The organism is Marinobacter sp. UBA3604 (genome assembly GCF_002375325.1).
In the GTDB taxonomy this organism is placed as follows: Bacteria; Pseudomonadota; Gammaproteobacteria; order Pseudomonadales; family Oleiphilaceae; genus Marinobacter; species Marinobacter salarius.
Map to the genome: position 1 here is coordinate 1 of NZ_DFMB01000036.1, position 26,071 is coordinate 26,071.

A 26,071-nucleotide genomic window follows, 5' to 3' on the forward strand; every position below is an offset into this window, starting at 1 on the left:
ATGAACCTTTTTTTTGTCTGAATAATACTCCGGGAGAGCACCATGCAACTGAGAACACTGGCAGCGACATTCTTGATCTTGACGGCGGCGGGCTCAGCACACGCCGACATCGGCCCGGCCGAAAAGCCAGACCTGAAGCTCGGCTTCATCAAACTGACGGACATGGCGCCACTGGCCATTGCCTGGGAACAGGGATTTTTCCTGGATGAAGGCCTGTTCGTGGAACTCGAAGCCCAGGCCAACTGGAAAGTCCTGCTCGACGGCGTGGTGACCGGCACCCTTGATGGCGCCCACATGCTGGCAGGCCAGCCACTTGGTGCGACCATTGGTTACGGCACCCAGGCGGACATCATCACCGCGTTCAGCATGGACCTGAACGGCAACGGCATTACCGTATCGAACGACGTATGGGAGCAAATGCGCCCACACATTGAAGACGGCAGCGACGGCAATCCCGCTCATCCCATCAGCGCCACTGCTCTGAAACCGGTCATCGACCAATACCGTGACAAGGGCGAGCGTTTTCGCATGGGCATGGTTTTCCCTGTGTCCACCCACAACTACGAGCTTCGTTACTGGCTCGCTGCAGGCGGCCTGAACCCGGGCTATTACGCTCCCCAGCGTGGTGACACCAGCGGCAACATAGACGCCGACGTTCACCTGTCGGTCACGCCGCCACCGCAAATGCCGGCCACCATGGAAGCCGGCACCATTCAGGGCTATTGCGTGGGTGAGCCCTGGAACCAGCAAGCAGTGTTCAAAGGCATCGGCGTGCCGGTCATCACCGACTACGAAATCTGGCCCAACAACCCTGAGAAAGTATTCGGTGTTACTGAAGCCTGGGCAGAACAGTATCCCAACACCCATCTCAGGCTGCTTCGCGCACTGATCCGCGCCGCCCACTGGCTGGATGAAAATGACAACGCCAACCGTGAAGAAGCGGTGAAAATCCTGTCCCGCTCAAGCTACGTGGGCGCCGACGAGGAAGTGATCGCTAATTCCATGACCGGCACCTTCGAGTACGAAAAAGGCGATGTCCGCAAGGTGCCGGACTTCAACGTGTTCTTTCGCTACTACGCCACCTACCCCTATCCCTCCGATGCCATCTGGTATCTGAGCCAGATGCGCCGCTGGGGGCAGATTGCCGAGCCGAAGTCCGACGACTGGTATATGGAAACCGCAGCCAAGGTCTATCGCGCGGATATCTACAAGGAAGCGGCCCGAACCCTGATCGAGGACGGCACACTCAAGGCAGAGGATTTCCCGGACCTGGATGCGGAAAACTTTGCGCGCCCGCACCAGGGCGAGCTGATCGACGGCGTGGCCTTCACTCCGAGGGAACCGAACGCCTACATCGACAGCTTTGAGATTGGCCTGAAAGGCTCGCAAACCCCTTAAGACTTGAGTGTCAGGAGACATCACATGACCACGCTCAGCCAGACCGACTCGTTATCATCAGGCCAACGCTGGCTCCGTGCGTTGACGGAAAAGCTGTCCGGCCAGAACCTGGCCGAAACCTTCCGCCAGTTGCTGCTGCCAGCTATCGGTATCGCGCTGTTCCTCGGCTTCTGGCATCTGGCCGCGCCCCAGGTGCAAACATCGCTGGGGGCCTTCCCGGGCCCCGCCGATGTGCTGGAGCAGTCTGGGCAATTGTGGCAGGAGCACAGCAACCAGCGGGACCGGGCTGCGCAGTTTGTCACCATGCAGGAGGAGCGCAACGAACGCATCCTGGCAGAGACCCCAGACGCGGAGGTGAAAATCCGCGACTATCCCGGCGCACCCACGTTCATTGACCAGATCTTTACCAGCCTGGGTACGGTGTTGGCCGGCTTTGTAATGGCAACCCTCATTGCCGTGCCTCTAGGCATCATTATCGGTCTGAACCGCCACTTCTCGGCGGCCATCAATCCTCTGATCCAGATTTTCAAGCCGGTATCGCCACTGGCCTGGCTGCCGCTGGTCACGATGGTGGTCTCCGCTACGTACGTGAGTGATGACCCGATGTTCGAGAAGTCGTTCCTGACCTCGATGATCACAGTCACCCTGTGCAGCCTGTGGCCAACGCTGATTAACACGAGCGTTGGGGTTTCAGCGGTAAATCCCGATCTTTTAAACGTTTCAAAAGTGCTGCAACTGTCGTTCTGGACTCACGTTCGCAAGGTCGTGTTGCCGTCATCTGTTCCGATGATCTTCACCGGCCTGAGAGTGTCCCTGGGCATCGCCTGGATGGTTCTCATAGCGGCCGAAATGCTGGCTCAGAGCCCAGGCCTCGGAAAATTTGTCTGGGACGAATTCCAGAATGGCAGCAGTGAATCCCTGAGCCGAATAATGGTGGCGGTACTGGCCATCGGTTTTATTGGCTTCCTTCTTGATCGAATCATGCTACTGATTCAGAAAAAAGTAGCCTGGAACGAATAGAACTCAGCATAGAGCTGGCAGGGAGGGTGGTCCGGGGACGTCAAAAACATGGATGTTTTTGTCGAGCGTACAGGGACGTATTCACAGCGTGCCCCGGACCACCCTCCCTGCCAGCTCGTACTCCGAAACCAGAGGAGAAAGAACATGAGTAAGTCGCATCTTGAATTGACCAATGTGCAGATGGCCTTTGATACAAAAGATGGGCCATTCGTAGCACTGGAAAACGTCGACCTGAAGATTCGTAAAGGCGAATTCGTTTCACTGATTGGCCACTCCGGTTGCGGTAAGTCCACTGTGCTGAATATTGTGGCCGGCCTGCTTCAGGCTACCCGCGGTGGCTGTGTGCTGGACGGGCATGAGGTGAACACACCGGGGCCGGAACGGGCAGTGGTGTTTCAGAATCACTCGTTAATGCCCTGGCTGACGGTGTATGAAAACGTTGAGCTGGCCGTTCAGCAGGTATTCCGCAAATCCATGAGCAGAGCTGAGCGAAAGGAATGGATTCTTCACAACCTCAAGCTGGTCAACATGGACCACGCCCTGGATAAACGCCCCGGAGAGATCTCTGGGGGTATGGCCCAACGGGTCGGGATTGCCCGGGCACTGTCGATGAAGCCCAGCGTACTGTTGATGGACGAGCCTTTTGGCGCGCTGGATGCGCTGACCCGGGCGCACCTGCAGGATTCGCTGATGAAAATTCAGCAGGACCTGAACAGCACGGTGATCATGATTACCCACGATGTGGACGAGGCCGTGCTGCTGTCGGACCGCATTGTGATGATGACCAACGGGCCGGCTGCCACCATCGGGGAGGAGTTGCACATTGAGCTGGAGCGCCCCCGTAATCGGGTCACCCTGGCCGACCACCCAGAATATGTGCGCTACCGTCAGGCGGTATTGTCCTTCCTGTATGAAAAACAGCGCTTCCCCGGCAAAGGCGAGGATGAACAGGATAAGCCCACCGCTGAAGCCGAAGCGGCGTCGCAGGAAGACAGCTCACCGGATGTCGATAACGAGCATTCTGAGAGCCCCGTTCGCCGCATTGCATGAAATCAAACGGAGACGCTCGCGCCCTTCAGAAGCACTCATCCGGTGCACGTCGCCCTGTCAGAGCGCACAGTTTTCGGGCCAAGCTCAAAGCGAAATTCTTCAACTTACTGTAAATAAAGGACTAATAGTTTTGGCACGGCGTTCGCTACTGTAGATACAGGGAAGAATGTCCCGGCTAAGGATCGGCCGGACCATCAGATCATTGTTGTTGGCATTGGCGCCGGACCATCGAGTTCCTTCGGGAATCAGATGCTCCGGCTTTTTTCGTTTCGGGCACAAGAAGGGCACCACGATCATGAGCGCAAAGGCAGAACAGACTCTCGTTATCTGCGGACACGGCATGGTGGCCCAGCGTCTGCTCGAAAAACTGGTTGCTCAACCGCATCGGCCTTTTGCACGCATTGTGGTGTTCAATGGCGAGGCAAGCCCTGCCTACAACCGCATCCAGCTTTCGGCCCTGCTGGCCGGCGATGCCAACGAAGACAGTCTGCAATTGCAGCAACCGGACTGGTATCAGCACAACAACATCACCTTGCATCAGGGAGATCCCGTTACCGCCATTGACCGGGAAGAACGCACGGTTACCACTGCCAGCGGGCGGACTCAACACTACACCAGCCTGGTTCTGGCCACCGGTTCCCGCTCCGCCAGTCTTGGCCTGAAGGGTGAGGAGTTGGACGGTGTGATGGGCTTCCGCGACCTGCAGGATACCCGCCGTCTGATCAACATCAGCCAACGCCATCGCCGCGCGGTGGTCATCGGTGGTGGTTTCCTAGGTCTGGAGGCGGCTGAAGGCTTGCGCAGCCGGGGTATGGCGGTGACCGTACTGCACCGTAGCGGCCATCTTCTCAACCGGCAACTCGACGCGGCCGGCGGCGCCCTGCTGGAAGAGGCCCTGACCAAACGCGGGCTGACCATTCGCACGCAAACATCTCCCGTGGCCCTGCTCGGTCGCAATGTGGTCCGTGCCGTGCAGCTGGACGACGAAACCCTGATCAGCACCGATCTGGTGGTGATCGCCGCTGGCATTACCCCGAACACGGAACTGGCTCTGGAAGCGGGGCTGAATTGTGAACGCGCCATCCGGGTGAATCCGCAGCTGCAAACCAGCGACCAATACATCCATGCACTGGGCGAATGCTGCCAGGTCGGCAGCCAGACCTTCGGGCTGGTGGAGCCCGGCTATCAACAGGCGGACGTGCTGGCACAGGTGCTGTGCGACGAGAACAGCCAGGCGACGTTTGAGCCATCCATCATCCCGACACGCCTGAAAATCAGCGGCATCCCGATATTTTCCTGCGGCCAGACCGACGCGGACGCTGAGACCGAATCCGTGGTCTGGCAGGACTACGACACCAATCGCTACTGCCGCCTGCTGATTCGCGACCAAAGACTCACAGGCGCCGTGCTCTTCGGTGAAACCAGCGACGGCCCCTGGTACAGCGAACGCATTCAACAGGCCGATGACATCAGCCCTTACCGGGCCCATCTGGCCTTTGGCAAGCACTACTGCGAAGCCGCGTAAAGCGGCCGGGAACAGAGAGAGGAATTACCATGAGCAAGAAAACCCTGATCGTGATTGGCAACGGTATGGTCGGCCACCACTTCCTGGAACAGTTGGTGGAAACCCCGGCAGCGGCCGATTTCGACATCAAGGTGTTTGGTGAAGAGAAACTGCTGGCGTATGACCGGGTTCACCTGTCCGAGTACTTTGGTGGTTCCACCCATGCCGACCTGGCCATGGGCACCGCCGACTGGTACGCCGAGAACCACATCGACCTGCGTCTGGGCGAACAGGTAACCGGCATCGACCGCGCCAATCAAACCATTACCACACCGATGGGCGATTACGGCTACGACGAACTGGTGCTGGCCACCGGTTCCTATCCGTTCGTGCCGCCCATCAAGGGCAACGAGCACCCCCACTGCCTGGTGTATCGCACCCTGGAAGACCTCGACAGCATCCGTGCCAGCGCCGACGGTGTTAAAACCGGCGTAGTGGTGGGCGGTGGCCTTCTGGGTCTGGAAGCAGCGAATGCACTCAAGAGCCTGGGCCTGGACGCCCACGTGGTGGAATTTGCACCCCGGCTGATGCCGGTGCAGCTCGACAGCGACGGCGGTGCCCTGCTCAAACGCAAAATTGAGGAGTTGGGTGTGCAGGTACACACCGAGAAAGCCACCACTGAAATCGTCGAAGGCGAAGAAGCCCGCCTGCGGATGAATTTCAGCGACGATACCCATTTGGAAACCGACCTGATCGTATTCTCCGCCGGCATCCGCCCCCAGGATGCCCTGGCCCGTTCCAGCGAACTGGCCATGGGTGAACGGGGCGGCATTGTCATCAACGACCAGTGCACCACCTCCGACCCCCACATCCACGCCATTGGCGAGTGCGCGCTGTGGAGTGAAAAGATTTTTGGCCTGGTGGCACCGGGCTACACCATGGCCCGCACCCTGGCCTCGGTGCTGAACGGTGACACCGAAGCGGCCTTTACCGGCGCCGACATGAGCACCAAACTCAAGCTGCTGGGTGTGGATGTGGGTTCGATCGGCGATGCCCATGCCCAGACGCCGGGCGCCCGCAACATCCGATTCAACGATGAACAGGCCGGCCACTACCGCCGCATGGTGATCAGCGAGGATGGCAAGACCCTGCTGGGCGCCATCCTGGTGGGCGACAACAGCCACTACGATACCTTGCTGCAATACGCGTTGAACGGCATTGAGCTGCCGGAGAACCCGGAGACCCTGATCCTGCCGGAAAGCCAGGGCGGTGCTCCCGCGCTGGGCCCGGATGCCCTGCCGGAAACCGCCTCGATCTGCTCCTGCCACAACGTGTCCAAGGGTGATATCTGCGGCGTGATCGATGCCGGCTGTACCGACCTTGCCGGTGTTAAGGCAGAAACCAAGGCCAGCACCGGCTGTGGCGGCTGCGCAGCGCTGCTGAAAAACGTGGTGGACAGCGAACTGGAAAAACGTGGCGTGGAAGTCAGCAAGGACATCTGTGAGCACTTCCCATATAGCCGCCAGGACCTGTTCAATATCGTGAAGGTCAATGGCATCCGCACCTTCCGGACATTGATCCGAGATCACGGCAAGGGCCATGGCTGCGACATCTGCAAACCGACCGTCGCGTCCATCCTTGCCACCTGCTGGAACGAGCACATCCTGGCCACCGACCACGTGCCCCTGCAGGACACCAACGATACCTTCATGGCCAATATGCAGAAGAACGGTACCTACTCCATCGTGCCCCGGGTGCCGGGCGGCGAAATCACCCCGGACAAGCTGATTGTGCTGGGTGAAGTGGCCAAGGAATACAACCTGTACACCAAGATCACGGGCGGTCAAAGGGTGGACCTGTTCGGCGCCACCCTGAGCGAACTGCCCGAAATCTGGGAAAAACTCATCGCCGCAGGCTTCGAAACCGGCCACGCCTATGGCAAGTCCCTGCGCACGGTGAAGTCCTGCGTCGGCAGCACCTGGTGCCGCTACGGCGTGCAGGACAGCGTGGGCATGGCGATCTTTCTGGAGAACCGCTACAAGGGCCTGCGTTCCCCCCATAAGCTCAAGATGGCGGTGTCCGGCTGCACCCGCGAATGTGCGGAAGCCCAGAGTAAGGACATCGGCGTGATCGCCACCGAGAACGGCTGGAACCTGTACGTATGCGGCAACGGCGGCATGCGTCCGCGCCACGCGGATTTGTTCGCCACGGATTTGTCCGACGAGGAACTGATCAGCGCTATCGACCGGGTGTTGATGTTCTACGTACGCACCGCGGACCGTCTGCAACGCACCAGTGTGTGGATGGAGAACCTGGAAGGTGGCCTGGACTATCTGAAGCAGGTGGTCCTGGAGGACAGCCTGGGTATTGGTCAGGAGCTGGAGCAGCACATGGCGGATCTGGTGGATACCTATCAGTGCGAGTGGAAGACGGCGGTTGAGGATCCTGAGAAGCGGAAGCGGTTCCGGGAGTTTGTGAATGCTCCTGAGAAGAAGGATCCGGTTCAGGAGTGGACTACCGAACGTGATCAGCGTCGGCCTCTGCTTGAGGGGGAGCCTGCTTAGGACTGGTGGCTTGGGGTGGAGCGCGGGGGTCGGTATTTTTTCCCTTGGGAAAAAGAACTCGCTGCGCTCGGACACCTTTTTCCTGGCGGGAAAAAATACCGACCCCCACGCTCATCTGGACACCAGTTGTCGCTGTTTAAATACTTATCCCGTCACGAGTTGGCGCCATGGATACACCTGAAACGAAATTGGAGAACGTTATGAAAGCACGCACTTCCTGGGACGTTGTTTGTACCGTTGATGACCTTGTGCCCGAGTCCGGCGTTGCGGTCTGGACGGAAGACGGGCCGGTGGCGGTGTTTTATCTGCCGCATCGGTTGCCGGCGTTGTTTGCGATCAGTCATACCGATCCGTTTACCGGTAAGAACGTGCTGGCGCGGGGGATTACCGGGGATCTGAAAGGGCAGCCGGTGGTGGCGTCTCCGCTGTACAAGCAACACTTCAACCTGCAGACCGGCCACTGCCTGGAGGACGAAGAGGTAGCCGTGAAAACGTACCCGGTCTTGTTGGACGGCAACAACGTCCGAATCGAAATCCCGACGTCCAACAAAGAATCAGCCGTAGCATAGACTATGAGTCAGTTCCCCGGCAGGCCGCACCATGGTGCGAAAAGCCGATTTGGGGGGTGGGGTTATTTTTTCTGCCAGGAAAAAGGTGTCTGAGCGAAGCGAGTTCTTTTTCCCAAAGAAAAAATAACCCCACCCCCCGAAGCGGCGACTCCCCCCAAGACCAACAAAACAGGCCTGTTCAGCACGAACCCGAAACTTCCCCCAAACCAGAAATGCTGCAACACTGACTCCCAGACAATAATCACAACAAGGCGAGATCTGTTTCGTGAAAGCACTAAGCCCGGTAGACCAGGTATTCCTGTGGCTGGAAAAACGCCAGCAGCCCATGCACGTTGGCGGCCTGCAGCTGTTCTCGTTCCCCGAGGATGCTCCGGATGACTATGTGGCCCAACTTGCGGACCAGTTGCGGGAGGAAACCATCGTCACACCTCCCTTCGACAGGCGCCTGGGCAGTCGGTTCGGTCAACCGGTCTGGGTAGAAGACGAGCAGCTGGACCTGGAGCACCATTTCCGCTTTGAGGCCCTCCCCACTCCAGGCCGGGTCCGGGAGTTGTTGTCGTTTGTCTCCGCCGAACACAGCCACCTGATGGACCGGGAACGGCCCATGTGGGAGTTCCACCTCATTGAAGGCCTGAAAGACCGGCAGTTCGCCGTTTACACCAAGGTACACCACTCCCTGGTGGATGGCGTGTCTGCCATGCGCCTGTTCCAGCGCATGCTGTCACAGGACCCGGAGCAGCGGGGCATGCCGCCGATCTGGTCTCTGCCGCGCCGCAGCCGCAGCGGTGACGGCGATGAAGGCCCGTCGATGTGGCGCAACGTTGCCCATCTGCTCGGGGAATCGGGTAAACAGCTGGGCACGGTTCCGGCGGTCACCAAGGCGCTGCTGAACACCGTTAACCGGGCCCGCAAGGACCCGGCCTACGATTCCATCTTCCACGCGCCGCGCTGCGTCCTGAATGGCAAGATCACCGGCTCCCGCCGTTTTGCGGCCCAGTCCTATGATCTGAAACGCATCCGTGCCGTATGCACCGCCTTCGGTACAACGGTTAACGACGTGGTCATGACCATGTGTGCCACGGCCCTGCGGACCTACCTGATGAATCAGGACGCGTTGCCAGAAAAACCGCTGGTCGCCATGGTACCGGTTTCCCTGCGCACGGATGACAGCTCCGGTGGCAACCAGGTGGGTATTATCCTCGCTTCCCTAGGCACCCACCTGAACGACGCCGCTGAGCGGCTGCGCTATATCCACGAAGACGTGAAAGCCTCCAAACAGCGCTACGCGGCCATGACCCCGGAAGAAATCCTGAATTACACGGCGCTGCTGCTGGCCCCGGCGAGCTTCAACCTGCTAACGGGGCTGGCGCCGAAGTGGCAGACCTTTAACGTGGTCATTTCCAACGTACCAGGGCCCAAGGAACCCAGTTTCTGGAACGGCGCGAGGCTTGAGGGCATGTATCCGGTGTCCATCGCCATGGACCGGATTGCCCTGAACATGACCTTGACCAGCTACTGCGACCAGGTGGAGTTCGGGCTGATTGGCTGCCGTCGCACCCTACCCAGCCTGCAGCGCATGCTGGATTATCTTGAAGACGGCCTGAGCGAGCTGGAGCAGGCGGCTGGGCTGTAACACCTAGCCGAACTTCACTTCCTGATTCCGCTCCGAGATCTGGCTGTTCAGTGTCCAGAAATCATAAAGCACACCCACCAGGAACAGACCGCCCGTCAGCAAGTAAATGATTCCGGTGATCCACTTGCCCATGTACATCCGGTGGATACCAAATACGCCAAGGAAGGTCAGTAGAATCCAACCGATGTTGAAACTGACCTCGCCCTCACGGAACCGGTGATCCGCCTCCCGGTCCATGGCCGGTATCAGGAACAGGTCGATGATCCAGCCAATGAACAGCAACCCCAGGGTGAAAAACCAGATGGTGCCGGTGATGGGCTTGCCGTAGTAGAAGCGGTGCGACCCCAGGAACCCGAAGATCCAGAGCAGGTAGCCGATGAGTTTGCTGTGGGTGTCCTGATTGTCTGCCATTTGCGTTCCTTTTGGCTCGGGTTTTGGCGTGAGACTTGGCCAAAACCGACAATAGATCAATCAGATGCAGGCTTCAAACAAAGCTCGCGTGTTTTCCGCTGTCATCTTCACCGGGTTGCCACCGGCACTTGGGTCTTCAAGCGCCATTCTGGTCATTTCCTCAATGCGATCCGTCCCCACACCCATGTCCCTCAAACGCTCCGGCACGCCAAGGGATTCCCGCAACGTCATGATGAACTGGGTGAACCCGTCAAAGCCATTGGCAATGCCCAGGTAGCGGGTAATGTCGTCGACCCGGTTTTCGATCGCTGGTCGGTTCATGGTGATGACCGACGGCAGCACCACGGCGTTGGTCATGCCATGGTGGGTGTTATAGATCGCGCCGACCGAATGGGAGACCGCGTGGGTCGCCCCCAGCCCCTTCTGGAAAGCTACAGCGCCCATGGCGGCGGCGACCAGCATCTGCCCGCGAGCCTCGATATCGGCAGCATCCGCATACACCCGGGGCAGGTTTTCTTTCACCAGCCGCATGCCCTCCAGTGCAATACCCTGGCTCATGGGGTGGAAGTTGGGGGAGCAGAAGGCTTCAAAACAGTGGATAAACGCATCCATGCCGGTTCCTGCGGTGATAAATGGCGGCATACCGACCGTCAGTTCGGGGTCGGAGATCACAATCGACGGCAGTATCCGGGGATGAAAAATGATCTTTTTGACGTGGCTCTGACTGTTGACGATGACACTGGCTCGACCGACCTCCGACCCCGTGCCAGCGGTCGTTGGTACGGCAATGATGGGGGCAATCGCATCGGCATCCGCGCGTTTCCACCAGTCACCAATATCCTCGAAGTCCCACACCGGCCGGGTCTGACCGGCCATGAAGGCCAGCAATTTACCCAGGTCCAGCCCGGACCCTCCGCCGAAGGCGATCACGCCGTCGTGGTTGCCATCGAGGAAGACCTTCCGGCCCGCTTCCATGTTGATTTCCGTGGGGTTGGGATCAACCTCTGAAAACATGGCTCGTCCAAGGCCAGCCTTCTCCATTAAATCGAGCGTGTCCTGGGTAATGGGAAGGCTTGCCAACCCTCGGTCGGTCACCAGTAACGGCCGGGTTATACCTGCCTCCTTACAGCATTCGCCGAGTTCGGCAATACGGCCGGCGCCAAAACGAATATCCGTGGGATAGGACCAGTTTGCGGAGAGTGTCATTGTCAGCCCCTCGTCAGAGAATCGGGTTGTCTGTTGATCCGGATATCAGTTCACCGGTTTTTTCAGGTAATACGATTTCGGGCGCGTCAGGTTGTGGTAGCCGATGATCGAAAGCCCTCCACCGCGACCGGTGTTCTTGCAGCCGGTCCAGCAAAGCGCCGGGTCCAGATAATCACAACGGTTCATGAACACCGTGCCGGTTTCAATCTGATCGGCCACCCGCGTGGCGCGGTCAATATCTCTGGTCCACAGGGACGCGGTCAGGCCGAACTCGCTGTCGTTCATCAGTGCGACCGCTTCAGCGTCATCTTTGACTTTCATGATGCCAACCACCGGGCCAAAGGACTCCTCCCGCATGACCCGCATGGAATGGTCCACGTCGATAAGGATCTGCGGCATCAGATAGGCGCCGCCCTGTTCAGGGAAGAGTTCGGGGTCGATCAGTGCCCGGGCACCGCTGGCAACGGCCTCTGCCGTCTGCTCCCGGACATGGTCGGCAAAGCGGACATGCGCCATCGGGCCGAGCGTTGTGTCTCTGTCCAGCGGATTGCCAAGCCGGTAGCCGCTGACGATGGCAACAGCTTTCTCAACAAACGCCTCAAACAGGTTTTCGGCGACGTAAATGCGCTCAATGCCACAACAACACTGGCCGGCGTTGAACATGGCGCCGTCGATCAGTGTCTCCACGGCGGCATCCAGATCCGCATCGTCCATCACATAACCGGGGTCCTTACCACCAAGCTCCAACCCTACGCCGGTAAACGTGCCGGCGGCGGCCCGTTCTATGGCCTGCCCCCCATTCACCGAGCCGGTAAAGTTGACGAAACCGAAGGCCTTTTCCGCGATCAGCGCGGAAGTGGTGTCGTGGGACAGGAACACATTCTGGAAGATCTCGCTGGGGACACCGGCGGCATGGAACGCCTCCGCCATGTGCTCACCGACCAGGGGCGTTTGTGACGCGTGTTTGAGAAACACTGCGTTACCGGCAATCAGGGCGGGAACGACCGTGTTCACCGCCGTCATGTAGGGATAGTTCCAGGGCGCGACAACCAACACAGCGCCGTGAGGTTCGCGCTGAATGTAGCGATGAAAGGAGGCGCTGTTTTCAATCTCGATGGGGGCAAGTCCTTCTTCCGCCAGATCGGCCATCATCCCGGCACGCTCATCCACGCCGCCGAACTCGCCGCCGTAGCGCACGGGCCGCCCCATCTGCCACGCCAGTTTTTCCACGATGTCGTCGTTCATGTCACCGAGTCGGGCGATGCCGTCGCGAACCCGCTGAACCCGCTCTGACAGTGGCAGGGCGGCCCAGTCCGGCTGCGCGTTTTTTGCCCTGGCAACGGCCTCCCGCGCGGCTTCCAGGGAAAGCGTTGTGCGCTCCACGTACACGGAACCATCGATGGGCGATATGCATTGAATGGGTGTGCTCATAGCTGTGTCCTACGCCTGCTCAAATCCACGTTTGACTTCGTAATCGGTAACCACACGATCAAAATCTTCCTGCTCCCACTCCGCACAGCGCACGTAGTGATCAATGACGTCGTTACCCATGGCTTCCCGCAGCATGGTCGAGCCGCGTAACGATTCCGTGGCTGCCCTCAATGTGGCTGGGATACTGCGCGCAGACTCGGCGCCATAGGCATTGCCGGAGAACTCCGGCTCCAGTTCGAGTTTGCCTTCGATACCGGCGATGGTGGCGGCAATCTGCGATGCCAACGCCAGGTACGGGTTCAGGTCCGACCCGCCGATGCGACACTCCACTCGCACGGCGTCCGTGTTCGGTGCGACAACGCGGTAACCGGCCGTACGGTTGTCGATGGACCAGACAGTGCTGGTCGGGGCAAAGGTGCCGGCGGCAAATCGCTTGTACGAGTTAACGTAAGGCGCGAGAAAGAAAGTGGTGTCGTTGGCGTATTCCAGTAGCCCCGCCAGCGCATGCTCCATGGTTCTGGACATACCATGGGCACCATTGGGGTCATAGAACACTGATTTTCCGGCACTGTCCGAGAGGGCCTGATGAATATGGCTGGATGACCCGGCGGCGTTGTGGTTCCACTTGGCCATGAAACTCACGCTGCGCCCGTGCTGCCAGGCGATTTCCTTGACGGCATTTTTCACCAGAACGTGAGTGTCGGCCATGGCGAGCGGGTCGGAGTAGTGAATGTTGAGCTCGGCCTGACCAGCGTCGGCCTCACCCTTGCTGCTCTCGACCGTGATCCCCGCCTGGTAGAGCCCATTGCGGATGGGCCGCATCACATCTTCCTCACGGGTGGTCTGGAAGATGTGGTAGTCCTCGTTATAGGGGCTGATGGGCGTCATATGGTGATACTGACGCTTCTGCATCTCCTCAAAGGTCTCCCGGAAAATGAAAAACTCCAGTTCGGTGGCCGTGGTCATCTGCAGCCCCATGGCTGACAACCGTTCCAGCTGTTTTTTCAGCACCGCCCGGGGCGAGTGAGGTACCGGCTCATGGGTGGCGTGATCAATCAGATCACACAGAATAAAGGCGGTACCCTCGAGCCATGGCAGGCGGCGCAGGGTGGTCAGGTCCGGCTTCATCACATAGTCGCCATAGCCGGCCGCCCAACTGGTCGAGGCGTAGTTCTCCACCGTTGTCATTTCCAGATCGGTCGCCACCAGGTACTTGCAACAGTGGCTCTCTTCCCAGGCGGTGTCGATAAAGTACTGGGCCTGGAAGCGCTTGCCCATGAGACGCCCCTGCATGTCCGGAATCGCCGCCACGACCGTATCAATGGTGCCGTCCTCGACACACGTTTTCAGTTCCTTAAAAGACAGTTGAGCTGCCATCTCACCGCTCCGCAATATCAGTTAGGCTAAAAGGCGCCGCGCTCAGTGACGAGTAAATCCGGTAGTGATCGCCACTGAACGCAGTGTTTCTCTGCGATCCCATCAGGTGTATCGATAGGGCCGCCCCGCCTTCTCCATTTTCTCGTTGTATTCCTTGAGGATCTTGACCACCCGGGCCTTGGTTTCGGATTCCTGGGCAACCTCGTCCCAGAACACGCGCGCGGCCTTTTCAACTTCTGCCCACTCCTTGTCTGGAATGGTGGTCAACTTCATCTTCGTGCCGTCTGTACGCAGTTTGGCCTCGCCTCCCCAATACCACCACTGACGGTAGTAGTGGGAGCTGTCCATGGTCAGTTTGAGCAGTTCCTTGAGATGATCCGGAAGCTCGTTGTAGCGGTCCATGTTGGCGAAGAAGGATCCCGCCCAAGCACCGGAGATGTTGTTGGTCAGGAAGTAGTTGGTCACATCCGCCCAGCCCACCGTGTAGTCCTCGGTAATACCCGACCAGGCGATCCCGTCCAGCTCACCCGTCTGCACCGCGACTTCGATGTCTTCCCAGGGCAGTTGAACCGGTACCACGCCGAACTGGCTCATGAAACGGCCGGCAGTGGGGAAGGTGAACACACGCTTGCCCTTGAGATCCTCGAGGCTGTGGATCGGCTCTTTGGTGGCAAAGTGGCAGGGGTCCCAGGCACCGGCGGACAGGTGTTTCACGCCCACCTTGGAATACTCTTCATCCCAGATTTCATTCAGGCCGTACTGATTGAACAGCACGGGTACGTCCAGCGAATAGCGGCTGGCGAACGGGAAGTAGCCACCGAAAACAGTAACCTCGGTGGGAGAGGCCATGGAATCGTCATCGGACTGAACCGCGTCAATGGTGCCTTTCTGCATGGCGCGGAACAGTTCCCCCGTGGGCACAAGCTGATCGGCAAAATAGAGCTCGATCTGCATCTCTTTGCCGGCAATACGGTTGAAACTGTCGATCGCCGGCTTGACCACATGCTCTGCCAGGGCCGGCCCGGCGTAGGTTTGCAGCCGCCATCGTATTTTTGGCTCCTGCGCGTAAAGTCTGGGTGGCGTTAGGGCGGCGGCCCCGGCCAGTGCTGCTACGGATGCTGATGCGAGAAATTTACGTCTTGTGGTCATGTCGACCTCCTTGACTGACGCTTGTTATGGAAGCCGGCCGGCCTCCGGGGTGTTACTCGACATTCGTATTCATCCAAAAACGTTGACGGTTCACCTGTTGTAAACGTACTCCGGCAGCCAGAGCGCAATCTGTGGAAAGGCCATGATCAGCGACAGTGCCACCAGCATCACGCAGACAAACGGGAGAATTGAACTGTAGATATCGCGCAGGGAAATCTCAGGCGGCGCCATGGCCCGCATCAGGAACAGGTTGTAACCGAAAGGCGGCGTCATATAGGCAATCTGGGTGGTAATCGTGTAGAGAACGCCATACCAGATAAGATCAAAGCCAAGAGCTGCCACCAACGGCACGTACAGGGGCGCCACAATCACCAGCATTGCGGTATCGTCCAGGAAGGTACCCATCAACAGAAACGACAACTGCATCATGATCAGGATCATCCAGGGGTTAAGCCCCAGTTGCTCGGTAAACAGGCTGTCGATGGCCTTTACCGCGCCCAGCCCATCAAACACGGCACCGAAACCCAGGGCGGCAAGGATGATCCACATGAACATGCAGGAAATGGCCAGCGTCTGGCGTACGGACGCTTCAAACACGGCCCGGGTCATCCGGCGTTTGAGGATCGCCGCGATGAATGCCGCCATGGCACCGATGGCCGAACTTTCCACCAGGCTGGTCCAGCCTTTGACGAACGGCACCATCATAGAGGCGAAAATAACCACCGGCAGAACCCCGGCACGCAACAGACGCAATTTCTCGCCCAGGCTGACCTGGCGCTCCTCTTTTGGCAGCACAGGCCCGAGTTCAGGCTGAAGACGACACCGCACCGCAATGTAGACGATAAACATCACCGCCATGATCAGCCCCGGCACAACGCCCGCAAGCCATAGCTGTCCCACCGGCTGGCGGGCAATCATGGCGTACAGCACCAACACCACCGAGGGCGGTACCAGAATGCCCAGGGACGAGCCGGCCTGAACCACACCCGTCACCATGCGCTTGTCATAACCCCGCCGGAGCAATTCGGGCAGGGCAATGGTGGCACCGATGGCCATACCCGCAACTGATAGGCCGTTCATGGCCGACACCAGCACCATCAGGCCAATGGTGCCAATGGCAAGCCCGCCATGAATCGGCCCCATCCAGACATGAAACATTCGGTAGAGATCGTCGGCGATTTTCGATTCCGAGAGCACGTAGCCCATGAAGATAAACATCGGCAGCGTCAGCAGCGGATACCAGTTCATCAGCTTCATGGCGGATGAGAAAGGGATATCGGAACCACCGGTTCCCCACAGCGCCAGCGCTGAGGCCGCAGCAACGGCACCAATGGCGCCAAACACGCGCTGGCCGGTCATCAGCATCAGCATCATTGAGGCAAACATGAAAATGGCGATGAGATCGTAAGACATCAGATGTCTTCTCCCCGAATGCGTGCGATGTCTTTGAAAAGCTCCGATACCGCCTGCAACAGCATGAGTGAGAAGCCGATGCACATCACCACCTTGATCGGCCACATGTAGGGTCGCCACGCGGATGCGCTGCGTTCGCCGTATTGAATCGCATAGCTCGTGCTGTCGTAGGCGCCGTACAGGAGCACGCCCAGAAAGAAAATCAGGAAGAAAATGGTGAAGACATCGAACCAGGCTTTTTTACGGACGGACCAACCGCCGTAAAACAGGTCCATGCGCACATTGGCGTCCAACTGGATGGAATAGGGACCGCCCAGGATGTAATACGCCACCATGGCAAACTGAGCGGCTTCGAGTGTCCATAAAGAGGGAAGGAAAAACGCTTTGGAAATGGATGACCAAAGCAGAATAGCGACGATGACAAAGATGCCGTACATCACCGCTCTACCCACACGGTAATTCACGGCATCCACGAAACGGATGTATCCGTTGACGAACGGTGGCATCCACAGACCCCACTCAATGCGTTAGTGAGCCAGTCAGACAGCCGAGTGGCCGTGGACTGCTGTTTTTCTGTAGCGAACTTTCAAGCTAGCACAGCATTTTTAATCTGTCGCATTAGCAGGGGGTCGTAGTCAGGGACCAACCTCGGGTGCCGGGTCCGGGCCGCCTTCGCGGAATTCGCTGGCCGACTTGCCAGTCCACTTGCGGAAAGCCCGGCTGAAGTTGGACAGGTCCGCGTAGCCCAGCTCATAGGCGATCTCGCTGACTGACTGGTTGGTGTACCGCAGGAGTTGGATGGCACGGTCTTTCAGGACAGCTTCCACGATTTCGCGGTAGGTGGTGTCCTTTTCCGCCAGCCGCCGCTTCAACGTGCGGGACGATACGCAGAAGCGTTCGGCCATGGTCTCCAGGGACGGCAATGGCCCGGGCATCACGTGGAGCATGTTGCGAATGGCGTAGGAAATATCGCCCTGGTCTTTCAGGGCTTTCTGCAGTTCGAACTCACACTGGTCCCGTGCCATCCGCGAGGCCTCGGCATCCGCCAGTCGCATTCGGGTATCCAGTAGCCCCTTGGGAAACACCATGGTTTCCTCGGGCTGGCCATACTCGAAAGGTACCGGTAGCTGGGGCGCAAACCTGGGGTAATAGGCCGGCTCCGGAGAAGTCAGTTGTACCTTCACGCCAGGGAGCTTGCCATCCACCAGCGGGAATCCCCGTTTTTCCGCATCCTCCCGGTCGATCAGTTGTTCCGCCAGCATCATCAGCGTGGCACTGACGGTTTCCGCCAGAAAACGGTACTGGGTGGGCACGTCGAACTCGGAGCGCAACCGCACCAACACATGGTCGCCGGTGTCGGTCAGGGTCATAGTGAGGAAGGGCACACGCAACTGCAGGTAGCGCCTTACCGAATCCAGGGCGCCAGCGAGTGTGGGGCTGGTCAGGGCGGCGAAGCCGAGGGTGCCATGGATGGTGACCCGCAGTTCCCGCGCCAGCATGAAGCTCAAGCCGTCTTTGCTGGCCAGGTTCAGAGCCCGCTCCACCATTACAATCGCATCGGTGACAAACACCCGGCTGTCATTGGATTTCAGATCCTGGGGCGTGAATGCCATGCCTTCGTACAGAGCACGGTCGTTGTGGCCCAACTGCCGCACCACATCCGCCAGCACCCGGAGGTACACACCGGGAACCAGGAACAGTCCCAGCATCTGCCGTTCTTTTTCCGGGCCCGGGTTCGCCATGCAGGTTCCTTTTCGTTGTGTGAGATTTGTTGTGGGAAGACTCACTGCCACCGATGCTATCAGAAGCCCGGCGCAGCCACACTGTGACTGGAGGCACCGGCAACCACGTCAGCATAGTCAATTGAGGCCGCCCCTGGCCCCTAATCCACGATGGCCGTCCCCTTTTCGCATTCAAAGCCCGCGTTGACTCACACACACTGGTCCCATCACATCAGCCATAGCGCCCAAGCGCAGGAGTAACGATATGCTGAGAACGAAAACCACTGAGTCAAAGCCGGTTGCACGCACCCCGGACAACGTTGCCATCAAGCCACAGCGCATGGGGTTTGAATTCGGGGAGAAGGTTCCCCACTACTGGCTGGACAACAGCTACATCCTGAGCCACACCATGAACGCCCTGTCTGTGCTGTTCCCGCAGGGCGAGCAGTTTTTCGTGGATTCGGTCCGCTACTATCAGGATCAGATCAACGACCCCAAGCTGAAAAAAGAAGTCAGGGGCTTTATCGGCCAGGAAGCCATGCACTCGCTGGAACACAAGTCCATGAACCAGCACGTGCGGGATCAGGGCATGCCCGTGGAGGAACTGGAAGAACACCTGGAAGTGGTGTTGGGCATTGCCAAGAAGCTTCCAAAACGGCACCAACTGGCCATCACCTGCGCCCTGGAACATATGACCGCGATGATGGCGGACATGCTGCTGGAGCGCAGCGACGTTCGCGAAGACATGCATGAAACCATGCGCCCGCTGTGGGTGTGGCACGCCATTGAGGAAACCGAGCACAAAGCGGTGACCTACGACGTGTTCAACCAGGTCGGCGGCACCTATGCCGAGCGCACGTTTTACCTGGCATTCAGTACAGCCGCATTGGGCGTGATGGCCAGTTACTTCACCACCCGGATGATGCTGAACGATCCGAAGAACTTCTCACTGAAAGACTCTGCCCGCGGCTTGTGGCGGATGTGGGGCAAAAACGGCACCTTCTCCAGCCTGATCCCCACCTGGCTGGAATACTTCAAGCCAGGATTCCACCCTTGGGACCACGACAACAGCGAACTGATTGCCCGCTTCAAGGAGCAGATCAACGAGTACATTGCCCCGCAGTATCAGAAGGGAAATCGCCGGACTATTCAGTAACCCTGTATGTCAGTAACCCTGGATGATCACTAAGTCCTTGCTGTCGCAAGCGGGCCTTTGACCGGCGAAAGGCCCGCCCTGGCGACCCGATTGCGCCCGGCCCGCTTGCTGCTGAACAGGCAGCGGTCGGCAATCCGGAACAAGGACTCGGCTTCGATGGCATGATCGGGATAATGCGCAATTCCGAACGATGCGGTCACCCGGATCAGGGCATCACCATAGGGAAGTTCGCTGTCGGCAATACGCTGGCGCAACTCGTCCATTAACTGGAACGAATCCTCGAGTTTCACATCCCGCAGAATCAACCCGAATTCCTCTCCGCCCAATCGTCCCACTGCGTCGGTGGTCCGCAGACGTTCGGTGAGCTGCTTGCCAATGTTTTGCAGAACATGGTCCCCGGCGTCATGGCCCATGGTGTCATTCACTACCTTGAAGTGGTCGATGTCCATAATCACCAGGGCAAATCCCGAACCACTGCGAGCACACTCCGCGAGGGTGCGGGCCAGGGTGCTCTGGAAATTCGCACGGTTGGCCAGTCCTGTGAGTGCATCAGTCTGTGCAAGAGTGAACAACTTTTGCTCGGCTTCCTCACGACGGGCTTCATAAAGATGGATAAAACTCAGCATCAGGATGGCGCAGAGCACCATGTTTAGCAGGTCGATCACGCCGCCGGCATCAGCGACGAACTCCAGGTGGAAGTAGTAGGTGACGCAGCCCGCCACCACGAACGGCGCGCTGAGCAGGAAACCTTCTTTCTTTCCCAGCAGCAAATACGCCAGAACCGGTATCATCAGCACCCACACGAAGGCAGACACCGAGGCTTCGGGTACCAGCATGATCATCAAGGCGAAGGAAAACCCCGTCACCAGATAACTGTAGATCCAGACCTGGAGACGAGGTGTGCGATTGATTCGGGTAACCCCAAAGAACAGGATAAGGCTCGCAATGAGCTCCCCCGTCGCGAGCCAGATATAGCCGTTCAGAATCTGCAGGCAGCCAAAAACCACCAGTGCAGAACCGGTCACGAGAAACAGCGCTCGCATCAGCGAACGACGGTGGGTGTCCCGGAGACCTGAGCGGCTTTGTTCAAGCGACGCACCAAGGTCCGGGTGCTGGGGAGTGTTCATGCTGCCTCTTTCCCTGAAATACAGCGAGATTGGAATATCGGTGGCTGTATGCAAAATATACAGTGGCAGTCACTGGGCTTCAATCATCCCGGCAAACTGCCGCGAAACCACCGAAATACGGCAAGCATGAAAAAGGGTTTCAGACGTAAAGATTTTTCCGCGAAAAACGCTCAACCAGAGGCTGGTAGGCGGACCCCAGAACCCGGTTCAGGGCATCGATGCCCCAGGCATCCGGCCCGACCAGAATTCGGGATTCATCCTTCAGAATGCCGCGGACGATGATATTCGCCGCCTTTTCCGGAGTGGTCATGGCGAGCTTGTCGAAGCCCTTGCGCTGGGCCTCGGCGTTCTCCGATTTACCCATACGCGCCGCATTCGCAATGTTGGTGCGGATGCCACCAGGATGAACGCAACTCACCGCGACCGGCTGCTTTTCCAGCTTCATTTCCTGGCGCAGTGACTCAGTAAAGCCACGAACTGCGAATTTAGCCGCGTTATAGGCGCTTTGTTTGGGTACGCCAATAAGTCCGAACACGCTGGAAATATTCACCACGTGACCATCCCCGGAGGCGATCAGGTGCGGCAGGAAGGCCCGGGTACCATGGGCCACGCCCCAGAAATCGATATCCATGATCCACTTGAAGTCATCGTCGGTCATCTCTCGCACAGATGCGGACAGGGCAACGCCGGCGTTGTTAATCACCAGGTTCACCTGGCCGAAATCCCTGGCGACCTGCTCAGCATGAGCGTAGATGGCATCCCGGTCTGAGACATCCAGGGTATAGGTGCGAACTTCCGCCCCGCTACAGCCAGCTGCAGTTTCCGCAAGGCCTGTCTCGTTGACATCGGAAAGCGCCAGGCGACAGCCCTTTTCCGCCAGTGCCACGGCCAGCGCCCGGCCTATGCCGGAACCCGCGCCGGTAACCACGGCTACCCTGTTGTTCAGATCTTTCATGGTCGATGACCTCTTGTTGTGCGATGTGTTGCTTACTCTAACAGGTGTCGGGCCGCTGGATATGGCAAAAGCGCGCCTATGATCGGGGCATTCGGGCCACTCGATACCCGGGGTTCAGCAACACCACGAATATCGTGACTCCGTCCCCATGAATGTGCACAATCCGGGACGACGTTGGCCGGGTTTGGTTACAATCTCCTGGCCAACCCTTTTTTCTGTCACTAGTGGATGTTGCTGTATGGAATGGAGTCTCACGCATTTCTGGCTGATACTCGCCCTCGTATTGAGTCTCGCAGAACTGACGTCTGGTGTGCTGGTGCTACTGGCACTGGGGATTGCAGCTGCTTTAACGGCGCTGTTGACCGCTCTCGGCGCGCCTTTCGAATGGCAACTGGTCGGTATGGGCGTGTTTTCGGGCATTCTGGTACCCATTGCCATTCGCTGGATCAAACCGAGGTTTTCCCCCAAGGGTGTCGCTTACGGGACAACCGGCACCGGCGTCGAGCAGGGCAAGCAGTATCGCACGCTGAAGCGCGATTTTGACGGCGCCAGTGGCATCAAGATCAACGGCGACTTCTATCGCCTGCGTACCAGCGATACCGGCATGACCGAACTGCCCGCAGGCACCGAGGTTACTTTCGAACGTTTTGACGGCACCACTGCCGTTGTTCACACGATCACTAAAAAGGAGCAGTAAACATGGAAAACGTGGTTTCCCCGGGGCTGGTGATCAGCCTTATTTTCGTCGTCATTGGCATTTTCATCATCGCCAAGGGCCTGGTGATTGTGCGCCAGTCCGAAGTGATGGTGATCGAGCGGCTAGGGTCATTCAATCGCATACTGGAGAGTGGTGTTAACATCATCATCCCCTTCATTGAGCGCCCGCGCGCCATCACCATGACCCGCTACGTGCGCATCGGCGACGAGTATCATCCAAGCAGCAGTTTCGAAACCCGCATTGACCGCCGCGAAACCGTCATGGACTTCCCCGGACAGCCGGTGGTAACCACCGACAACGTCACCGTAAACATCAACGGCGCGCTTTACTACCAGATTATCGACCCACGCCGTGCGGTTTACGAAGTGGCCAACATGAGCCAGGCGGTCGAGGTTCTGGCCAAAACCACCCTGCGCTCCGTGGTGGGTAAGATGGAGCTGGACAAGCTGTTTGAATCCCGTAGCGAAGTGAACAACGCCATCCAGGCCGAAATGGAAGAAGCGGCGTCAAAGTGGGGTGTGAAGCTGACTCGCGTTGAAGTTCAGGACATCAGCATGCCGGAAGAGGTGGAAGAAGCCATGCGCCTGCAGATGGCCGCCGAGCGTAAGCGTCGCGCCACGGTGACCGAGGCCGAAGGTGAGAAGTCCGCCGCTATTGCCATGGCCCAGGGCCAGCGGGAATCCGCCATTCTCAACGCTCAGGGCGACAAGGAATCTGCCATCCTGCGTGCCCAGGGTGAGCAGGAATCCATTCGCCTGGTCTTGAGTGCCATGGGTGACACCGAAGAGAACAAGCAGACCGTTATCGGCTATTTGCTGGGGCAAAGCTACATCAAGGTACTGCCGAACATGGCCAAGGAAGGGGAACGGGTCTTCGTGCCCTACGAGTCATCCGCCCTGCTGGGTTCCATGGGCATGTTCCGGGAACTGGCAGGCAGCCCCGAAGACATCGTGCGCCAGAGTGTGAAACAGGATGGCCTGCGCGGTGGCATGGTGGCGTCAGCCGGCAGCAGCTAGAGCGCTCCGCCACTCAGCGGCCCCGGCAGCCCTTATTCCAGTAGGTTGTCGAGGGGTCGCTGGCTCAAACTCCTTGTTGCCCTTATGCTCAGCAAATAAACAGACCCAGGCTCTAATCTACTCTGCAAGTATACTTGCAACGATTTTGCTTTTTATCGCTTACCTTGCAAGTAAACTTGCAATAAAGCCCGAGCCATCTAATATTGTTGCAAGTATTCTTGCAACATAGGGTCTGAATCAATGAGCCTCACTCTGCAGATTCACTGGGACAATCAGTGGCACGATGCTGGCACCGTTGCTTTTCCACACGAAACCGACGGACTGCTCGGTAAACCGACGTTTTCATACGACATTCAATATGTCTTGGCGGCCCTCGAACAGGGTGGCGATTATGAAAGAGAGGACCTGAATAACAAGAAAGCCGTCGGAGTAAATCTACCGTGCATCCTGGGCGGTGATTTCATGGCGGGAGAAATTGCACCAATATTGCGCGATATTATTCCTCAAGGCGCTGGGCGCCGAGCTTTAGTAAAACAACTTGGATATTCCCGTGACCCAGAACAGGCAATTGATGTTCGACTCTTGACTGAGGGGTGCATTGGGCCGATTGGCAACCTACGGATTAAAGAGGCCGCCAAAGCCTTTGAAAAAGAGGTTGCCGAGTCCGAAATCGTCCTCTTTGACCGACAAGACGTATGTACTCGCGCTGACGCCCTAGTTCAATATGCTAACAACTTACATGTCGCGATTGGCGGCGCCACAGGTGCCGGTGGTGATGCCCCGAAACTCCTATTGGTTGAGAATCATTACGGTGAGTATGCGCTTGAGGGAACTATTCCTGAAGAGGATATTTCGCGCCACTGGCTCGTAAAATTCCCGCGCGGCAACAGATCCAAAGATGATGTTCAGGTTCTTGAAGGCGAGGCAGCTGTTTATCAGTTGCTTGAGGCTCGAGGGTTCACGTCTATAGTCGGCACATTCTTCGATGAGATCAATGGCGACGTTGCACTGTGGTTACCTCGATTCGATCGGGAGGTGGGGGCTGATGGTGTATCACGCCACGGTATGGAATCTGTTTATTCCATCATGGGAATGATAGGCGATGGTGCACGACTTGAGCACGTGGATGTGATTCAAAAACTGCGAGAGTGCATTACAAAGCCCAAGAATAAAGACGCTCTACTCGCTGATTACTTGGTTCGCGATGTGCTGAATACCACAGTCGGTAATAGAGACAACCATGGAAGAAATACATCTTTGATAAAACGTGGCCACGACATTGAATTAGCGCCGGCTTATGACTTAGCACCAATGGTTTTAGACCCTGAGCCAATTGCAAATTCTACCTGGTGGCCGAAACACCTCTTGGATAGGCGACGGAACCCAGATTATGCCGCCATTCTAGAGGAGCTCGCGACCGATCCCAAGAGAGCAGCCGGCCTCATGGAAGGCGAGTTATCGAAACTGACAGGCATGAAAGATGGTCTTAAGCGGTGTGGCGCCCCTGCCAAGATGCTGGATCACGCCTCCATTAGAATGCATGAGCCTGAACTGGCACTTGAGCAGCTCGAGCGTTTACTGCAACCACACTGACTCAACGGGATTCAAAACATTCATGCCCAAATTAAAGCGGCCGGATCTTACACCGGAAGAGCGGACCAAAATTCGAGAGGAGATTATAACTGAACTTCAGACCGAGGAAATCCACCTCGGTCAAGCCATTCGGCGGCTTCGTCTAAAATTTACAGGCCTCAACCAGAAACAATTCGGGAGAATCGCAGGATTCTCAGCGACGACCATCTCCGCTATCGAGCGCGACCCAGAGACAGGGACCGTGAAAACGTTGAATAGGATCCTTCGAAAGTTTGGCATGCACTTAACTCTTGGAATGATAGTGCGAAAAAGCGATAAACCCTAAATTTCAGGCCCGGCTCCATAGCAGCAATTGTCCTATTCCAGGAGGTTGTCGAGGGGCCGCTGATAACCCGGCGCAAACACTTCCAGGAAATACATCACTTCCGGCAGGGCGTCATCCTCCAGCTTTTTCAGGATGTGACCCGCCGCTGGTTCAAACTCCTTGTTGCCCGCCTGCATCTCAGCCTGGCATTTCAACAACGCCGAGAGCCGGTCGGCCGCCTTGATCAATTCCTTCTCCTCCTGCTCCCATCCGGATTCGCGAACATAGGGCGCAAAATCCTCCTGCAGGTCCGCCGGTAGCAGCGCCAGTAGCTCGGCCTCCGCCTTGTGCTCGATGTCTCCGAACGCTTCCCGCATAACCTGCGAATGGTATTTGACCGGTGTCGGCATATCGCCTGTAATAACCTCTGTGGCATCGTGGTAGAGTGCTGCGGCAGCGATCCGGTCAGCGTTGACCTGCCCGCCAAAATGCCGGTTACGGATAATCGCAAGCGCATGGGCCAGGGTAGCCACCTCCCAGGAATGAGTGGCGACATTTTCCTCAATCGCGTTGCGCATCAGCCCCCATCGCTTGATCCACCGCAGGCGAGACACATAGGCAAAAAAATGACTGAGAGGGCGTTTCATAATGGGCGCTTCACGTTTTGCATGAGTTTATTGTTGGCCTCTTCTGACTAAGATTAAATAGTGGTAATGTGAATGGACGTTCAAACCTTGATGCCGGGAAGCACTCTAC

22 protein-coding genes are annotated in these 26,071 nt (G+C 57.8%); 11 read left to right on the forward strand and 11 right to left on the reverse strand.

Going from position 1 to position 26,071, the window contains the following annotated elements; genetic code table 11:
• Positions 1–42: 42 nt before the first annotated feature.
• From B2590_RS09940 to B2590_RS09970, 7 genes are all read left to right on the forward strand, one after another.
• Positions 43–1,398 carry a CmpA/NrtA family ABC transporter substrate-binding protein gene (locus tag B2590_RS09940; RefSeq protein WP_036201974.1) on the forward strand — a complete coding sequence of 452 codons (1,356 nt, stop codon included), beginning with the start codon at positions 43–45 and terminating at the stop codon, positions 1,396–1,398.
• A gap of 24 nt (positions 1,399–1,422) precedes the next feature.
• On the forward strand, positions 1,423–2,418 hold the full coding sequence (locus B2590_RS09945) for an ABC transporter permease (protein WP_286847934.1): 996 nt from the start codon (positions 1,423–1,425) through the stop codon (positions 2,416–2,418).
• A gap of 180 nt (positions 2,419–2,598) precedes the next feature.
• Entirely contained in the window at positions 2,599–3,468 is an 870-nt protein-coding gene (locus tag B2590_RS09950) for an ABC transporter ATP-binding protein (RefSeq protein ID WP_227663761.1), read from the forward strand.
• 295 nt (positions 3,469–3,763) lie between these two features.
• Positions 3,764–4,993: an NAD(P)/FAD-dependent oxidoreductase gene (locus tag B2590_RS09955; RefSeq protein WP_286810483.1), complete on the forward strand. Its 1,230-nt coding sequence runs from the start codon at positions 3,764–3,766 to the stop codon at positions 4,991–4,993.
• A gap of 29 nt (positions 4,994–5,022) precedes the next feature.
• Complete coding sequence (gene nirB, locus B2590_RS09960; RefSeq protein WP_286847935.1) at positions 5,023–7,536, forward strand: nitrite reductase large subunit NirB; 2,514 nt, start codon at positions 5,023–5,025, stop codon at positions 7,534–7,536.
• Between the two features lie 200 nt (positions 7,537–7,736).
• Complete coding sequence (gene nirD / locus B2590_RS09965; protein WP_286810485.1) at positions 7,737–8,105, forward strand: nitrite reductase small subunit NirD; 369 nt, start codon at positions 7,737–7,739, stop codon at positions 8,103–8,105.
• Positions 8,106–8,370: 265 nt separating this feature from the next.
• Positions 8,371–9,738 carry a WS/DGAT/MGAT family O-acyltransferase gene (locus tag B2590_RS09970; RefSeq protein ID WP_286810486.1) on the forward strand — a complete coding sequence of 456 codons (1,368 nt, stop codon included), beginning with the start codon at positions 8,371–8,373 and terminating at the stop codon, positions 9,736–9,738.
• Between the two features lie 3 nt (positions 9,739–9,741).
• Here B2590_RS09970 and B2590_RS09975 read toward each other — a convergent pair whose 3' ends face one another.
• The 8 genes from B2590_RS09975 to B2590_RS10010 form a co-directional block, all read right to left on the reverse strand.
• Positions 9,742–10,149 carry an NINE protein gene (locus B2590_RS09975; protein WP_041332848.1) on the reverse strand — a complete coding sequence of 136 codons (408 nt, stop codon included), beginning with the start codon at positions 10,147–10,149 and terminating at the stop codon, positions 9,742–9,744.
• A gap of 60 nt (positions 10,150–10,209) precedes the next feature.
• On the reverse strand, positions 10,210–11,355 hold the full coding sequence (locus B2590_RS09980) for an iron-containing alcohol dehydrogenase (protein ID WP_091642575.1): 1,146 nt from the start codon (positions 11,353–11,355) through the stop codon (positions 10,210–10,212).
• Positions 11,356–11,400: 45 nt separating this feature from the next.
• A complete protein-coding gene (locus B2590_RS09985) occupies positions 11,401–12,786 on the reverse strand; it encodes an aldehyde dehydrogenase family protein (protein WP_286810487.1) in 1,386 nt (461 codons plus the stop codon).
• A 9-nt stretch (positions 12,787–12,795) separates the two neighbouring features.
• A complete protein-coding gene (locus B2590_RS09990; RefSeq protein ID WP_091642578.1) occupies positions 12,796–14,163 on the reverse strand; it encodes a glutamine synthetase family protein in 1,368 nt (455 codons plus the stop codon).
• 102 nt (positions 14,164–14,265) lie between these two features.
• Positions 14,266–15,312 carry a TRAP transporter substrate-binding protein gene (locus B2590_RS09995; protein ID WP_036201943.1) on the reverse strand — a complete coding sequence of 349 codons (1,047 nt, stop codon included), beginning with the start codon at positions 15,310–15,312 and terminating at the stop codon, positions 14,266–14,268.
• Between the two features lie 90 nt (positions 15,313–15,402).
• The gene (locus tag B2590_RS10000) at positions 15,403–16,725 is read right to left on the reverse strand and encodes a TRAP transporter large permease (RefSeq protein ID WP_286847936.1); all 1,323 of its coding nucleotides are present in this window, start codon (positions 16,723–16,725) and stop codon (positions 15,403–15,405) included.
• Positions 16,725–17,231, reverse strand: coding sequence for a TRAP transporter small permease subunit (locus B2590_RS10005; protein ID WP_286810490.1), 507 nt, complete (start codon positions 17,229–17,231; stop codon positions 16,725–16,727). Before B2590_RS10005 ends, B2590_RS10000 begins: the two co-directional genes overlap by 1 nt.
• A 129-nt stretch (positions 17,232–17,360) precedes the next feature.
• Entirely contained in the window at positions 17,361–18,467 is a 1,107-nt protein-coding gene (locus B2590_RS10010) for a helix-turn-helix domain-containing protein (RefSeq protein WP_286810491.1), read from the reverse strand.
• Between the two features lie 244 nt (positions 18,468–18,711).
• Here B2590_RS10010 and B2590_RS10015 point away from each other — a divergent pair, with 244 nt between their 5' ends.
• A complete protein-coding gene (locus B2590_RS10015; RefSeq protein WP_041332837.1) occupies positions 18,712–19,602 on the forward strand; it encodes a metal-dependent hydrolase in 891 nt (296 codons plus the stop codon).
• 29 nt (positions 19,603–19,631) lie between these two features.
• Here B2590_RS10015 and B2590_RS10020 read toward each other — a convergent pair whose 3' ends face one another.
• Complete coding sequence (locus B2590_RS10020; RefSeq protein ID WP_273063434.1) at positions 19,632–20,729, reverse strand: GGDEF domain-containing protein; 1,098 nt, start codon at positions 20,727–20,729, stop codon at positions 19,632–19,634.
• A 139-nt stretch (positions 20,730–20,868) separates the two neighbouring features.
• Positions 20,869–21,684, reverse strand: a complete 816-nt coding sequence (locus tag B2590_RS10025; RefSeq protein ID WP_273063433.1) for an SDR family NAD(P)-dependent oxidoreductase — start codon at positions 21,682–21,684, stop codon at positions 20,869–20,871.
• A gap of 238 nt (positions 21,685–21,922) precedes the next feature.
• Between B2590_RS10025 and B2590_RS10030 the strand changes: the two genes are divergently transcribed.
• The 3 genes from B2590_RS10030 (at position 21,923) to B2590_RS10040 (ending at position 25,011) form a co-directional block, all read left to right on the forward strand.
• Positions 21,923–22,381: an NfeD family protein gene (locus B2590_RS10030; protein ID WP_286810493.1), complete on the forward strand. Its 459-nt coding sequence runs from the start codon at positions 21,923–21,925 to the stop codon at positions 22,379–22,381.
• Between the two features lie 2 nt (positions 22,382–22,383).
• A complete protein-coding gene (locus B2590_RS10035) occupies positions 22,384–23,418 on the forward strand; it encodes an SPFH domain-containing protein (RefSeq protein WP_127402072.1) in 1,035 nt (344 codons plus the stop codon).
• A 240-nt stretch (positions 23,419–23,658) separates the two neighbouring features.
• Positions 23,659–25,011 carry a HipA domain-containing protein gene (locus tag B2590_RS10040; protein ID WP_075196323.1) on the forward strand — a complete coding sequence of 451 codons (1,353 nt, stop codon included), beginning with the start codon at positions 23,659–23,661 and terminating at the stop codon, positions 25,009–25,011.
• Between the two features lie 357 nt (positions 25,012–25,368).
• On the opposite strand, the gene yfbR is transcribed toward B2590_RS10040, so the two are convergent.
• Positions 25,369–25,962: a 5'-deoxynucleotidase gene (gene yfbR, locus B2590_RS10045; protein WP_127402071.1), complete on the reverse strand. Its 594-nt coding sequence runs from the start codon at positions 25,960–25,962 to the stop codon at positions 25,369–25,371.
• Between the last annotated feature and the right edge of the window lie 109 nt (positions 25,963–26,071).